This is a genomic window from Nocardiopsis sp. CC223A, from assembly GCF_030766825.1.
Classification (GTDB): Bacteria; Actinomycetota; Actinomycetes; order Streptosporangiales; family Streptosporangiaceae; genus Nocardiopsis.
In genome coordinates this window covers 89281-102985 of the sequence record NZ_JASFDV010000014.1, presented here as the reverse complement: position 1 = coordinate 102985, position 13705 = coordinate 89281, and the positions used below count along the sequence as shown (strand labels likewise).

The 13705-nt window shown below is 72.7% G+C and carries 10 protein-coding genes, 1 tRNA gene and 1 pseudogene; 2 read left to right on the top strand and 10 right to left on the bottom strand.

All coding sequences use genetic code 11. The annotated features are described in order from the left end of the window. Positions 1-334: pseudogene (locus QJS33_RS08265) on the top strand (hypothetical protein); the annotation flags it as partial. An 8-nt stretch (positions 335-342) separates the two neighbouring features. On the opposite strand, the gene QJS33_RS08260 reads toward QJS33_RS08265, so the two are convergent. Both QJS33_RS08260 and QJS33_RS08255 read right to left on the bottom strand, forming a co-directional pair. Beyond that, positions 343-726 (bottom strand): hypothetical protein, encoded by a 384-nt coding sequence (locus QJS33_RS08260; RefSeq protein ID WP_306367279.1) that lies wholly within the window; start codon positions 724-726, stop codon positions 343-345. A gap of 48 nt (positions 727-774) precedes the next feature. Further along, entirely contained in the window at positions 775-1002 is a 228-nt protein-coding gene (locus tag QJS33_RS08255; RefSeq protein ID WP_306367278.1) for a hypothetical protein, read from the bottom strand. Positions 1003-1116: 114 nt separating this feature from the next. On the opposite strand from QJS33_RS08255, the gene QJS33_RS08250 reads away from it, so the two are divergent. Beyond that, the gene (locus QJS33_RS08250; protein WP_306367277.1) at positions 1117-1272 is read left to right on the top strand and encodes a hypothetical protein; all 156 of its coding nucleotides are present in this window, start codon (positions 1117-1119) and stop codon (positions 1270-1272) included. Position 1273: 1 nt separating this feature from the next. On the opposite strand, the gene QJS33_RS08245 is transcribed toward QJS33_RS08250, so the two are convergent. From QJS33_RS08245 to QJS33_RS08210, 8 genes are all read right to left on the bottom strand, one after another. Next, on the bottom strand, positions 1274-1630 hold the full coding sequence (locus tag QJS33_RS08245; protein ID WP_306367276.1) for a hypothetical protein: 357 nt from the start codon (positions 1628-1630) through the stop codon (positions 1274-1276). A gap of 783 nt (positions 1631-2413) precedes the next feature. Further along, positions 2414-2486: transfer RNA gene (locus tag QJS33_RS08240), tRNA-Thr, on the bottom strand. 96 nt (positions 2487-2582) lie between these two features. Next, positions 2583-4118 (bottom strand): alpha/beta hydrolase, encoded by a 1536-nt coding sequence (locus QJS33_RS08235; protein WP_306367284.1) that lies wholly within the window; start codon positions 4116-4118, stop codon positions 2583-2585. A gap of 177 nt (positions 4119-4295) precedes the next feature. Further along, positions 4296-5468 (bottom strand): DNA polymerase III subunit delta', encoded by a 1173-nt coding sequence (locus tag QJS33_RS08230; protein ID WP_306367275.1) that lies wholly within the window; start codon positions 5466-5468, stop codon positions 4296-4298. 148 nt (positions 5469-5616) lie between these two features. Then, positions 5617-7722 (bottom strand): dTMP kinase, encoded by a 2106-nt coding sequence (tmk, locus tag QJS33_RS08225; RefSeq protein ID WP_306367274.1) that lies wholly within the window; start codon positions 7720-7722, stop codon positions 5617-5619. 274 nt (positions 7723-7996) lie between these two features. Next, the gene (gene topA, locus QJS33_RS08220) at positions 7997-10807 is read right to left on the bottom strand and encodes a type I DNA topoisomerase (RefSeq protein WP_306367273.1); all 2811 of its coding nucleotides are present in this window, start codon (positions 10805-10807) and stop codon (positions 7997-7999) included. 647 nt (positions 10808-11454) lie between these two features. Further along, the gene (locus QJS33_RS08215) at positions 11455-12753 is read right to left on the bottom strand and encodes a hypothetical protein (RefSeq protein WP_306367272.1); all 1299 of its coding nucleotides are present in this window, start codon (positions 12751-12753) and stop codon (positions 11455-11457) included. 328 nt (positions 12754-13081) lie between these two features. Next, positions 13082-13702 carry a chaplin gene (locus tag QJS33_RS08210; RefSeq protein WP_306367271.1) on the bottom strand — a complete coding sequence of 207 codons (621 nt, stop codon included), beginning with the start codon at positions 13700-13702 and terminating at the stop codon, positions 13082-13084. Between the last annotated feature and the right edge of the window lie 3 nt (positions 13703-13705).

Sequence of the window (13705 nt, the reverse complement as noted above, 5' to 3'; positions counted from 1 at the left end):
GCCCACCCTGTGGCCCACCCGGCGGGGCCACTGGCAGCCCGCCCCGCGCGTCGCCCGCCGCCAGGCCAACGGGCGGCTGCGGGTGAGCACCGTGTCGCTGGAGCCCAACAGCTTCGTGTCCGGCCCGGTGTCCCCGCGGGCCGCGGACATGGAGGTGCTGTTCCTGGTGAGCGGGCGGGCGCACCTCATCTCCTCCGGCTCCGACGGGCGCATGCGGTCGGCGGCCGAGCTGGCCCCCGGCCGGGCCCGGGTGGTCGGCGGCTCCCTGGGCGGGCACCAGCACCTGGTCAACACCGGTGACGAGGTCGCCGTGGTGGTCCGGGTGACCGCCTGAGGGGGGTCTCACGCCCCCTCCTCGAACGCCTCGCCGTCGTACCGGGTGCGCAGGGCCGCGTCGACGGCCTCGACGGAGCGCAGTACGGCGGCGGTGCGGCGCCCCTCCGCCTGATAGGCGCGCATCACCTGTTCGAGCGCGTGCGGGGGTAAGTGGTCGCGCAGCTCGACCCGGGCGGTGCGGTAACCCTCGCGGCCGGCGGCCAGGACCGCGGTGAGGTGCCGGCGCGCCAACCGCGAGAGTGCGACCGGATACCGCCGCAGGACCCCGTGCAGCCGGTAATCGGCGGGCAGGAGGTCGAACAGCCACACCACGGCCGTCCGTTCGAAGGAGTCCGACCCGGGTGGGTGCACACTCGCGGGCCAGTCCGGACTCAGCGAATGATCGGGCATGCTCCGAGCATACCCTTTGTTCGAAACCCTGTTCGAAAAAAGTCGGTATCAGTCCGAGGAGATCTCCTCGTCCTCCTCTTCCCGGCCCTCCCCGGCCTCCTCTTTCCTTCTCTCCAGCTCCACCTGGATGGCGTTCTCGGCCGCGTCGACCGCGGCCCGGGCGGTGATGGCGTTGACGTGGGCCCGATCCAACTCATCGAGGAGGATGCAGTCGAATGCGACCCGCGCGTCGTGGATCGCCGCTTCCAGCTGTCGTGATGCCTCTTCCAGACTCATGCACCCCTCATACCCCGGGAGGACCGTCCTGCACACCCCGCCACAGGGGTGCGGGCGTGCCGCGCGCCCCGGCCGGGTAGATCAGTGGAGGTACCGGACGTTCAAGGGGGGCACGTGGTCTATCTCATACTCGTCCTGTTGGCGCTGTGGCTGTTCCTGGCGATCCTGGGGGTGCTGGTCAAGGGCCTGTTCTGGCTCGCCGTCATCGCGGCGATCCTGTTCGTCGCCACGGCCGTGTGGAGCGGGCTGCGCAGCCGCGCCGGGATGTGAGTCAGTGTTCGAGGGCCGGTGTGTCGCCGTCGCCGCCCAGCGCGGCAACGATCCCGCGCGCCCGGCCCTCGTCCCCGTCGAGGCGGTCCCGCACCAGGCGGACCGCCTCCTCCGAGCGCCCCAGCGCCACGAGGTCGGCCACCCGCGCCCGCAACTGCGGCGGCAGCTCGCCGGGGACGCGCGGGGCGGGCACGTATCCGCCGATCTGCGCCTCCGGCCCCGGGTCCACCGGGGCCGGGGCCTCGTCCGCCGCCAGGCGGGCGGTGACCGCGGAGATGACCCGGCGCAGGGCGTAGGACCCGCCCGCCAGCACGAGCACCGCGCCCACCAGCGCCACCAGCATGAAGAACAAGCTCATGCGGTGCCCCTACCCCGGCTCACCCCCGACCACCGGACACGAAAGGTCATTATTCGGCCACTTCGGGTAGCGGGCACGTCCTCCGGCGGCAGGGGCCGCGGCTCGTCCACCCCGGCCCCGTCCCCGGCACCGGCGGCCTGTTCGATACACCGGGCCTGCCGGGTCAGCACCTCCTCGAACACTTCGGGTAGCGGGCACATCCTCCGGCGGCAGGGGCCACGGCTCGTCCACCCCGGCCCCGTCCCCGGCACCGGCGGCCTGTTCGATACACCGGGCCTGCCGGGTCAGCGCCTCCTCGAACGCCTCGCGGCCGTTGCCGTCGGAGAACCGCTCCGCCTCGGCCTCGGACGGCGACGGTCTTCCCCGGACGTCTGAATCCCGTACTTCCAGCCTCCGGAGACCCCGGCCCCGCAGAGGGTCGTGTCCTGAAGTGGTGTGACCTTCGCGCGGGTGCGCCCTTGCGGGTCGTCGCGATGGTCGGCCGGTGCCGGACGGCCATCGCGCCCTGTCGGCACGATGACCCGGGTGGAAGCACCGCCGAAGGCGGCGCGCACCGGTCCGACCGGCGCCGCCGCGTATCCGTGGGAACGGGGCCGGAGAAGTACACCACCCGGCGGGCCGCCATCCCGCAGAGGGGCGCCCTCGGATGAGACGGGTAGCGGTCGCGCTGTGCCCGCATTCGCCCTGTGGCGGCCGGTTCCGGCCGGGCCCGGTGGAGGCCTTGGCCACCCAAATGGCCCCCCACGCGAAACGCCACCCCGGTCCGGGGTGGCGTTTGTGCTGAGCCGCCTGTCGGAATCGAACCGACGACCTATTCATTACGAGTGAATCGCTCTGCCGACTGAGCTAAGGCGGCGCGACGCCGCGCGGGTTCACGCGGCGAGGCGATCACCAGTTTAGCGTCTTCGCGGAGTGCCGGGTACACGGTTTCGGACCCGGCACCCCGCGGGGGTCAGGCGCAGGCCATCCCGTCCTCGGGCACCTCCAGGTCGATGAGGTAGGCGTCGACCATGCGGTCCACGCACACGTCGCCCATCCGGTAGCCGGTGTGGCCGTCGCCGTCCCGGGTGACCAGGAAGCCGGACTCCAGCGCCTCGGCCAGCGCCTCGGCCCAGGCGTAGGGGGTGGCGGAGTCGCGCGTGGTGCCCACCACCATGATCGGCGGGGCGCCCGGCGCGTCCAGCGGACCGCCGTCGTAGACCGCCTCCTCGGGCCAGAACGCGCACGGCAGCGCACCCCAGGCCAGGCTCGGGCCGAAGATCGGCGACTCCTCCCCGGCCTCCTCGGCGGCCTCCGCGTAGGCATCGACCCGGCGCGGGCTGGGTGAGTCGGAGCAGTTCACCGCGATGAGGGCGGCCGTGGAGTTCTCGTACTCCTGGACGTCGTTGCGGCTGTACAGCTCGTCGCCCAGCTGGAGGAGCACGGTGCCGTCACCGTCGTTCATCGCGTCGTTCAGGCCCTCGCGGACCCGGTCCCACCAGGACTCGGAGTACAGGGCGGCGAGCACGCCCAGCTCGGTGCGGGACCGGTTGATCTCCCGGTCGTCCATGGAGTTGGCGAGCGGTTCCCGGGCGGTGGAGGCCAGGAACTCGTCGAGGGCCGCCACGCCGTCCTCGACCGAGTCGCCGCTGCCGCCCAGCGGGCAGTCGGTGCGGGTGAGGCAGTCCTCGACGAAGGCGCGCAGCGCGGTCTCGAACCCGGTGGCCTGGGCGACGCTCAGGTCGAGCTGGTCCAGGGTGGGGTCGACGGCGCCGTCGAGCACCAGCGCGCGCACCCGGTCGGGGAACTGCTCGGCGTAGTGGGCGCCGATGTGGGTGCCGTAGGAGGCGCCCAGGTAGGTGAGCTTCTCGTCGCCCAGCAGGGAGCGCAGCACGTCCATGTCCCGGGCGACGTTGACGGTGCCGACGTTGAGCATGAGGTCGGGGGCGTTGGCCTGGCAGGCCTCCACGAACTCGCGGCTGCCGTCCTCCATGTCGGTGATCCCGGCCTCGGTCAGCTCGGCCATGTCGCCGTCGCCGTCGGCGGACTCGGCCGCGCCGCCGATGAAGTCGTCGAGTTCCCCGGCGGGCAGGCAGGTGATCGGAGTGCTGCGGCCGACCCCGCGCGGGTCGAAGCCGACCAGGTCGAAGCGCTCGCGCACCTGCTCGCTGACGATGAACGAGGCGTGGTCGACGTAGTCGTACCCGGAGCCGCCCGGGCCGCCGGGGTTGACCAGCAGGGAGCCGATGACGTCGTCGCCGGTGGCGGCCATGCGCTTGACCGCGATCTCGATGCGCTCGCCCTCGGGCTCGTCGTAGTCCAGCGGCACCTCGTACGTGGCGCACTCGGCCTCGGCGGGGCCGCCGTCGCAGTCGCCCCAGTCGAGCTCCTGCTCGGTGAGGTCGCCCAGGGCCCCGAGCGAGTCGGTCGGCTCCTGCGCCCCTCCGTCCGGCGCCTGTGCCGTACACCCGCTCACCAGGAGCACCGTGCCGGTGAGCGTCGCCGCCACCGCTGCCCGCAGCCTCGTCGCCACGCGTTCCCGTCCTTCCCGTCGTTCGGTTCCACCCTCGCCTGTGATGGCCGTGCCGCCGTTCCGGTTGCGACGGGGAGGTGGCACCGTACGTCGACCGTATCCGCCGGGGGACGCGGGCGGGCCACCGCCCAGCGTGCAGTCCGGGCCGGGGACTCAGCCGATGAGGAGGGCGGAGGTCATGGCCTCCATGGCGATCTGTGGGTGCACGTTGGCGGCGATGCGCTCGCGGCAGTCCATGATGGCGTCGATGCGCCGCAGGGTGGTCTTCGGTGTGCTGGAGCGGGCGATGCGCTCCAGATCGCCGGAGCGCTCCCCGGTGGAGCGCTCGACGGACGCCCCGAGCTGGAGGGTGAGCACGTCGCGGTAGAACGCGGCCAGGTCCAGCAGGGCGCGGTCGTAGGAGTCGCGCTTGATCCGGGTGGCCCGGCGCTTCTGCCTCTCCTCCAGGTCCTTCATGGCGCCCGCGGAGCCCCGCATGGCCTTGGCCATGCCCTTGCCGGTGGAGCCCTCGCCGAAGGCCGCCCTGAGCTCGCCCTTCTCCTTCTCGTCCAGGGCGCTGGTGATCGCCTTGGACTCCGCCTCGGCGATCTCGTAGAGCCGGGCGGCGAAGGTGACACAGGCGCCGATGCCGTCGAGCCGGGCGGGGATGGACAGCACCTCTTCGCGGCGGCGGCGCGCCTCGGGGTCGGTGGCCAGCTGCCGGGCGCGGTCCATCCGCCCGGCCGAGGCGACGGCGGCGGCCCTGGCCGTGTCCTCGTCCACGTCGCCGGCGCGGGTGAGCGCGCCGACGATCTCGGCGGTGGAGGGGGTGGTGAGGGTGACCAGGCGGCACCGGGAGCGGATGGTGACGAGCAGGTCGTCGGGGGTGGGCGTGCACAGCAGCCACACGGTGCGCGGCGAGGGCTCCTCCACCGCCTTGAGCAGGGCGTTGGAGGCCGCCTCGGTGGCGCGTTCGGCGTCCTCGAACAGCACGATCCGGAACCGCCCGCCGGAGGGCTTGGACCCGGCGCGCAGGACCAGCTCGCGGGTGGCGGCGACGCCGAAGCTCAGCCCGCTGGGCCGCACGTACAGCAGGTCCGGGTGGGTCCCGGCCATGACCTGGTGGCAGGAGTCGCAGTGGCCGCAGCCGCCGTCGCGGCACTGGAGGGCGGCGGCGAAGGCGCGGGCGGCCTCCGAGCGCCCCGAGCCGGGTGGGCCGGTGAACAGCCAGGCGTGGGTCATGCCCGCGCCGGCTCCCCCGGCGACGAGGTCGGCGGCACCGGCCACCGCCCGCCGCAGGTGGTCCACCGCGGTCCGCTGACCGACCAGGTCGTCGAAGACCGTCACACTCCACCCCCACGTAGAAAGTCGTGCCAGGGCTCCAGGATAGGAGCCGGGGGCGACGGTCGGGCCGTTGTCCACAGGCCCTTCCGGGGGCCGGGAACGCGCGGGGCCCGGGGGGCGTGCGCCCCCGGGCCCGTTCCGCCGCGGCGGATCAGTCGTTCTTGATGACCGGGATCATCCCGGTGACGGCCTCGGCGCTGCTCGGGACCGGGTCGGGCAGCAGGGCGCGCACCCGCTTCTGGATCTCGCGGGTGATCTTCTCGCGGGGCTCACGGGAGTCCAGGACCAGGTAGCGGTCCGGGTCCCGGCGGGCCAGGTCGAGGAAGCCCTTGCGGACCCGCTCGTGGAACTCCACGGACTCCGACTCGATGCGGTCGGCCGGGCCCCCCAGCCGGGACAGGCCCTCCTCGGGCCGCACGTCCAGCAGCACCGTCAGGTCGGGGACCAGGCCCTGCACCGCCCACGTGCTGATGTCGGCGATGTCCGATACCGCCAGGTCGCGACCGGTGCCCTGGTAGGCGAGCAGCGAGTCGGTGTAGCGGTCGCTGATGACCACGGCGCCGCGTTCGAGCGCGGGCAGGATCTCCTGCTGGACGTGGTCGGCCTTGTCGGCGGCGTACAGCAGCACCTCGGCGCGCGGGGTGATGTGGGAGTTCTCCCGGTCCAGCAGCAGGGCGCGCAGCCGCATGCCGAGCTTGGTGGCGCCGGGCTGGCGGGTGCTGACCACCTCGAAGCCCTGGTCGCGCAGCCACACGGTGAGTTCGCGGACCTGTGTGGACTTGCCCGCGCCCTCGCCGCCCTCGACGACGATGAAAGCGCCGGAGGCGCGCTCGTCCTCGTCGACCGGCTCGGTGATCTCGACGCCGCGCAGCGCCGCGAACAGCTCGGGGAGCAGGCCGGGGCCGGCCTCGGGGTCGTTCCGGTTGACCTGGCGGTGGGCGACCACGGCGGCGATCACGCCCAGCAGGGCGACCGCCATCAGTACGACGGCGCTGCCGCGCAGGTCGTAGGTGAGCGGGCCGATCGGCAGGGCGCGGTCGCCGATGAACCCGGCGGCGACGGGGGCCGACACCGCCGTCAGCACCAGGGCCAGGCGGGCCGCGCCGTTGAGGTGGGCGTGCACCGCGGCACGGTGCTCCTCCTCGACCTCGCGGGTGACCACACCGAACGCGGTCGCCCAGGCCATGCCCGCGGCGACGCCCAGGGCCAGGGCCAGGACCACGGCCAGGACCATGTCGCCCACGGCGGCGACGAATAGCAGCAGGACCACCGCGACGACCGCGGTGAGCCCGAAGAGTCGGCGGCGGCTGAACAGCTTGAGGATGCGGGGGCCGGAGACGGCGCCCAGGCCCATGCCGCCCAGGACGGCGGCGAACAGCATGCCGAACCCGGCGTTGCCCGCCTCCAGGCCCTCGGCGTGCAGGCGGCCGACGCCGATGACGGCGCCCACCGCGACGACCGTGGTGATCAGGCCCAGGGACAGCCCGCGCAGCAGCACCGGGTCGCCGGAGCCGCGCATACCGCGCGCGACGGACGGCAGGATGCGGGCGTCACGGGTGGGGCTCTGGGTGTCCTTGGCGGGCCGGTGGCCGGGGATCCGGAGCCCGGCGATCAGCCCGGCGGCGGCCAGGAAGAGCAGGCCGTTGAGGTAGAGCGCGATGTCCGCCTCGGGGGAGGCCAGCGAGGGCACGAGGACGCCGAGCACGTTGCTGACCGAGGCCAGGGCGGCGAACAGCAGGGCGGCGACCGGCGCGGTGCCGTAGGAGGTGAACAGCACCAGGCGGTCGGCCTGGCCCAGCAGCTTGCGGGGCACCAGGTTGGGGATCGCGGAGTCCCGGGCACCGGTCCACAGCAGCTCGACGACCTCGGCGAGCAGGGCCGCGATGAACAGCCACGGCAGCGCGAACCCGGGGGCCAGCAGGCCCACCACGGGGACCGAGACGTAGAGCAGGCCCCGCAGGACGTCGCCCCCGACCATGGTCCAGCGGCGGTCCAACCGGTCCACGAGCGCTCCGACGAGGGGGCTCAGGAGGACGGAGGGGGCGAGTTTGACGGCCAGGACACCGGCGATGGCCAGGTACCGGACCGGGGCCGGGGCGTCGAACGTGAAGATCGCGGCCAGGGAGACCAGAGCCAGCAGGCTCAGCCAATCGCCCAGTCCGGACAGCACGAGCGAGATCCACAGCCTTCGGAAGGGAGTGATCGCGAGGATGTTGTGCGCCTCGGACGGCGCTCCCGGAGATGCAGGTCTGCTCATAGCGCTCAAGGTTATTCGGTGAGGGGGAAGGGAAGGGTGGGCCGTCGTCCGCTGAGGAATTCGGTGGATCGGCGAAAGATCACTTGCGTTTCAGTGTTCCCGTCGGCCACGTCCAGCGTAGTACGGAAGATCGGCTCCGAACAGGGGGGACAGCGAGCCCTGGAGTGAACGTGGAGATCGTACCGACCCGGACACCCCGTGTCACACGACGCGGACCGCCCCGGTCGGAAGCGGTCCGATCCGGGGCGGTCCGTGTGCGACGGTGTCCGTCGGTTCAGGCCTCGTCGGAGGCCTTGGCCGTGGTGCGGGGCGTGCCCGTCTTCTTGGCCGGCGCCTTCTTGGCGGCGGTGGTCTTCTTGGTCGTCGTGGTCTTCTTGGCGGCCGTCTTCTTGGCCGGCGCCTTCTTGGCCGCGGGCTTCTTGGCGGGTGCCTTGGCCCGGCGCTCGGCCAGCAGTTCGGCGGCGCGCTCGTCGGTGATGGACTCCACCTCGTCGCCCTTGCGCAGCGAGGCGTTGACCTCCCCGTCGGTGACGTAGGGGCCGAACCGGCCGTCCTTGATGAGCATGACGACGCCCGAGACCGGGTCCTTGCCCAGTTCGCGCAGCGGCGGGGCGGCGGCCCGGCGGCCGCGCTGCTTGGGCTGGGCGAACAGCTCCTTCGCCTCCTCGACGGTGACCGTGAACATCTGCTCCTCGGAGGCGAGGGAGCGGCTGTCGGTGCCCTTCTTGAGATAGGGGCCGTAACGGCCGTTCTGGGCGGTGACCTCTTCGCCGTCGATCTCGCCGACCACGCGCGGCAGCGAGAGCAGCCTGACCGCGTCGTCGAGGGTGACGGTGTCCAGGGTCATCGACTTGAGCAGCGAGGAGGTGCGCGGCTTGACGGCCTTGGCCTTCCTGCCCCCGTTCTCCTCCGGCTCCTCGATGATCTCGGTGACGTAGGGGCCGAAGCGCCCGGACTTGGCCACGACGACGTGCCCGGTCTCGGGGTCGGTGCCCAGCTCGCGGTCGCCGCTGGGCTGGGCGAACAGCTCCTCGGCCTTCTCCGGGGTCAGCTCATCGGGGGCCAGGTCCTCGGGCACGTTGACCCGGACGCCCTCGCGGTCCAGGTAGGGGCCGTAGCGACCGACCCGGAGCACGATGCCGTCGGTGCCCGGCACCGGCAGGGAGCTGATCTCCTTGGGATCGATGTCGGCGAGGCGGTCGCCGACCAGTTCCTTCAGGCCGGTCTCCTGGCCCCCTTCGGGGGTGGCACCGCCGAAGTAGAACCGGCGCAGCCACGGCAGGCTCTCGGCCTCGCCGCGGGCGATGGAGTCGAGCACGTCCTCCAGGCGGGCGGTGAACTCGTAGTCCACCAGGTTGCCGAAGTGCCGCTCCAGCAGCTGCACCACGGCGAACGCCAGGAAGGACGGCACCAGGGCGGTGCCCTTCTTGAACACGTAGCCGCGGTCCAGGATGGTGCCGATGATCGAGGCGTAGGTGGAGGGGCGGCCGATCTCCCGCTCCTCCAGCTCCTTGACCAGGGTGGCCTCGGTGTAGCGGGCGGGCGGGCGGGTGCTGTGCCCCTCGGCGGTCAGGTCGCGGGCGGTGAGCGGGTCGCCCTCGGCCACCGCGGGCAGCCGCCGCTCGCGGTCGTCGAGGTCGGCGGCCGGGTCGTCGGCGCCCTCCACGTAGGCCTTGAGGAAGCCGTGGAAGGTGATGATCTTGCCGGTGGCGTTGAACTCGGCGACCTCGCCGGCCGAGGAGGTGCCCTGCACCTTGACGGTGACGGACTCGCCGACGGCGTCCTTCATCTGGGAGGCGACGGTGCGCTTCCAGATCAGCTCGTAGAGGCGGAACTCGGGGCCGCTCAGCCCGGTCTGGGCGGGGGTGCGGAACTCGTCGCCGGCCGGGCGGATGGCCTCGTGCGCCTCCTGGGCGTTCTTGACCTTCTTGGCGTAGACGCGGGGCCGCTCGGGCAGGTAGTCGGCGCCGTACAGGCGCTGCACCTGGGATCGGGCGGCGCGCACCGCGCTGTCCGACAGCGTGGTGCTGTCGGTTCGCATGTAGGTGATGTAGCCGTTCTCGTAGAGCCGCTGGGCGACCTGCATGGTCTGCTTGGCCGACAGCCCCAGCTTGCGCGACGCCTCCTGTTGGAGGGTGGTGGTGCGGAACGGCGCGTACGGCGAGCGGCGGTAGGGCTTGCGCTCCACCGAGGACACGCCGAAGGCGGTGGCGGACAGACGCTCGGCCAGGCCGCGCGCGGTCGCCTCGTCGAGGTGGCGGACGGCGCGGTCCGAGCGCACGGTGCCCTGGGCGGTGAAGTCGCGGCCCACCGCGATGCGGGTGCCGTCCACCGAGACCAGGGTGGCCGGGAACTCGGTGGGATCGCCCGCGGGGATGCCCGCACCGGAGGCGTCGAAGAGGGCCTTGAGGTCCCAGTACTCGGCGGGGGTGAACGCCATCCGCTCGCGCTCGCGCTCGACCACCAGACGGGTGGCCACGGACTGCACCCGGCCCGCGGAGAGCTTGGGCATGACCTTCTTCCACAGCACGGGGGAGACCTCGTAGCCGTAGAGCCGGTCCAGGATGCGACGCGTCTCCTGAGCGGTCACCAGCCGGGTGTTGAGGTCGCGCGTGTTGTCGGCGGCCCGCTGGATGGCCTCCTTGGTGATCTCGTTGAACACCATGCGGCGCACCGGGATCCTGGGCTTGAGCTCCTCCATCAGGTGCCAGGCGATGGCCTCGCCCTCGCGGTCCTCATCGGTGGCGAGCAGGAGTTCGTCGGCGTCCGCCATGAGCTCCTTGAGCTTGCGCACGTGGGACTTCTTGTCGGCGTTGACGACGTAGAGGGGTTCGAAGTCGCCGTCGACGTTGACACCCAGGCGGGCCCAGGGCTCCCCCTTGTACTTGGCGGGGATCTCCGCGGCCTTGGTGGGCATGTCGCGGATGTGCCCGATGCTGGACTCCACGACGTAACCGCGGCCCAGATAGCCCGCGATGGTCTTGGCCTTGGCGGGCGACTCGACGATGACGAGGGCGGTCCCCGAGCCCTGTCGTCCGCTGTCCTGCGAGCCGTTCTTGCCGGCGCTGCCCTTGGTGGGTGGCACGTGTTCCCCTACGTCTACGTCTAGCCTCTGCGTGGTCTGTCGGCCGCGGTCCCTCGGCTCCCGTGGAAACCGACGGTAACCGAAACCTCAGGCGTTCCCCCGTCGGTGGGTGGGCGGAGGGACTCCCGTGTACACGGGGCCGTGACCGCGGAGAGCGGGCTCTTCACCCACCGGCAACCGCAGAATAAGCGCTCACCGCACCGCTACCGGCCCGTACCGCGCAGGCCGTGGGCCGACCGTACGGGCCCCGGAGCCGTCTTTGACTCCGACGATCACCCGGAACACACCCCCAAGGTGACTTCCATCACACTTCCCGGGGGTCCAGATGTCCATACCCCCCACAAAGCGGCGAGTCCTCCCGGATATTCCCGGGAGGACTCGACGGTGATTCCGAGCCGTCGACGGACACCCCCACCCGCCCGCAGTCCACCGCGTTCCTCACGGAACGGGCGCGCGGAGGCGATCCGTCTTGCGCTCGGGCAACGCACGCGGCACCCTGCACGTGCCGCTCCGGGCTCCGGGAGCCCCGGCCTGATCCCCGCCTGTGGTGTTCGGCACCTCGCAGTCCACCGCGTTCCAAACGGAACGAGGTGCCTCACGCCACCGGCGAGGGAACGGGTCCGGTCCCCCCTCCCCCGTTCGCGTCGCTACAGGCCCACGCCCACGGCGCCCAGAACCTGGCCGACCGGGTCCACCGGCGCGGCGGGGGCGGGCAGTGCCTCGGCGTGCTCCGGCGCGTGCTCGGCGACCGCCTGCTGGGCGGTCTCGGTCATGGTGTAGTCGACCGGCAGCGTCTCGGAGACGGGCACCTCGGGCAGCTGCTGGACCGCGGGCAGCACGTCCAGCGCGCCGGACTGGTGCTCGGTGGCGCTCTGGTGGATCACCTCCGCGTCGCTGTCCGTGGAGCTCGCGCCCGCCAGGCCGGCGACCGCGCCGACGGCGTTGCCGGTCACGTTGACCGGGACGTCGCCGTCCAGAACGGCCTGGTTGCCGCCGCCGAGCGAACCGTTGCCCGAGGTCGCGATGTGCTCGTGCGGCTCCTTGACGATCGCGTCGCTGTCGGTGGCCGCCGCGCCGGCGACGCCGCCGACGGCGCCCACCGCGTTGCCGGCCACGTTGACGGGCACGTCCAGGTGGCCGACCAGCTGGTTGCCGCCCAGCACCGAGCCGTTGCCGGAGGTCGCGATCGACTGGTGCTCGCGGACCGGGGCGGACTGGCGCAGGACGCCGGCGTCCACGCCGGAGGTGTCCGGCAGCAGGCTGACGTTGCGGGCGGCCTCGCCCACCAGGTCGACCGGGGTGACGTCGGTCGCCGCCGCGTAGTGCTCGCGCCCGCCGTGGCCGTCGCGCACGATGGCGTCCGCGTCGGTCGCCGCCGCGCCCGCGACGCCGCCCAGGGCGCCGACCGCGTTGCCCGACACGTTCACGGGAACGTCCAGGTCGCCGACGATCTGGTTGCCGCCGACCAGGGAGCCGTTGCCGGAGGTCGCGACCTCGGGGTCGTGTCCGTGGTGGCCGTGGTGGCCGTGGTGCCCGTTGTGCTCGACGACCGCGTCGGAGTCGGTGCTGGAGGCGCCGGCGATGCCGCCCACGGCGCCGATCGCGTTGCCGGTCACGTTGACGGGGACGTCCCCGTCGACCACGAGCTGGTTGCCGCCCAGCACCGAGCCGTTGCCCGAGGTGGCGACCTCGTTGTGGTGGTGGTCCTCGACGACGGCGTCGCTGTCGGTCGTGGCGGCCCCGGCGGTGCCCAGGACGGCGCCGACCGCGTTGCCGGAGATGTTGACCGGGACGTCGGCGTTGGCGACGGCCTGGTTGCCGCCGAGAACGGAGCCGTTGCCGCTGGTGGCGGCGTCGGTGTCGGCGAAGGCCACGCCGCTGCCCAGGGCGACGAAGCCCGCGGCCAGCAGGACGGACTTCGCAGAGGTCCTGACCCACTTAGACATGTGGGAAGTTCCTTTCGAGAAAACGTGCTGATGAGAAGGTGTGTGCTCGGGCCACAGGCCGTTCCACACCCCTGGGTGGGGTACGGGCCTTCGGCCAAGGCCGGGGATCGTCCTCCCGGCTCCGCACCTGGGCGGTGCGTGTCGGTCGGTACTTGAGGGCTGCGTCGCCGTCCCGTCCGCCGGATGCGGACGGACGCGCGCGCCCCGCCGGTCAGCTCCGCCCTGGTGGGGCGGCGGCTGACGTGAACCCCGCGCACATGGCCTCGGCCGGTGCTACGGGACTCGCGTCAACCCCCGGGCCGCGTCGGCGGCCCGGGAAGCCGTGCGGTCAGGCCCGGGAGCGGCGGCGGCCCGCGATGACCAGGCCGATCCCGGCGACCGCCACGGCGAGCGCGGCGACGACCAGGCCGGGCAGGCCGGCGGAGCCGGTCAGCGGGAGCCGGGCGTCCGGGGATTCGGACGGACGCTCGCCCGCGGTGCTGGAGTCGGACGGTTCCTCACGGGGGCTCTCACCCTCCGACGGTTCTTCCGACGGTCCCTCGGAGGGTCCCTCGGACGGCCCTTCCGAAGGTCCCTCGGAGGGGCCTTCCGACGGTCCTTCCGACGGGCCCTCCGACGGCCCTTCCGACGGACCCTCGGAGGGGCTCTCCGAGGGCTCCGGCGAGTAGCCCGGGTATCCGGGGTGGCCCCTGTCGCCGTCCCTGTCCCGGTCGCCGCCTCCGGTCCCGGCGTCCCCGTCGGCGCACTGGGCGCCCGCCACTCCGAGGACGGCGAGGGAGTTGCCGCAGGCGTTGACCGGGGCGTCGACGTCGGCGTGGATCTGGTTGCCTCCGGCGATCGAGCCGTTGCCGCTGGTGGAGGTGTCGGCCGAGGCGGTTCCGGCGGGGGCCAGGGCCAGGAGGCCCGCGGCGGTCAGTGCCGCGATCCTGGCGTGAGTCCGATGGGTCATCGC

Bases quoted from the DNA above. Each gene is read 5' to 3' on its own strand.
- QJS33_RS08260 (WP_306367279.1), bottom strand. From the start codon at position 726: ATGCCCGATCATTCGCTGAGTCCGGACTGGCCCGCGAGTGTGCACCCA.
- QJS33_RS08255 (WP_306367278.1), bottom strand. From the start codon at position 1,002: ATGAGTCTGGAAGAGGCATCACGACAGCTGGAAGCGGCGATCCACGAC.
- QJS33_RS08245 (WP_306367276.1), bottom strand. From the start codon at position 1,630: ATGAGCTTGTTCTTCATGCTGGTGGCGCTGGTGGGCGCGGTGCTCGTG.
- tmk (WP_306367274.1), bottom strand. From the start codon at position 7,722: ATGAGCAGACCTGCATCTCCGGGAGCGCCGTCCGAGGCGCACAACATC.
- QJS33_RS08215 (WP_306367272.1), bottom strand. From the start codon at position 12,753: ATGTCTAAGTGGGTCAGGACCTCTGCGAAGTCCGTCCTGCTGGCCGCG.
- QJS33_RS08210 (WP_306367271.1), bottom strand. From the start codon at position 13,702: ATGACCCATCGGACTCACGCCAGGATCGCGGCACTGACCGCCGCGGGC.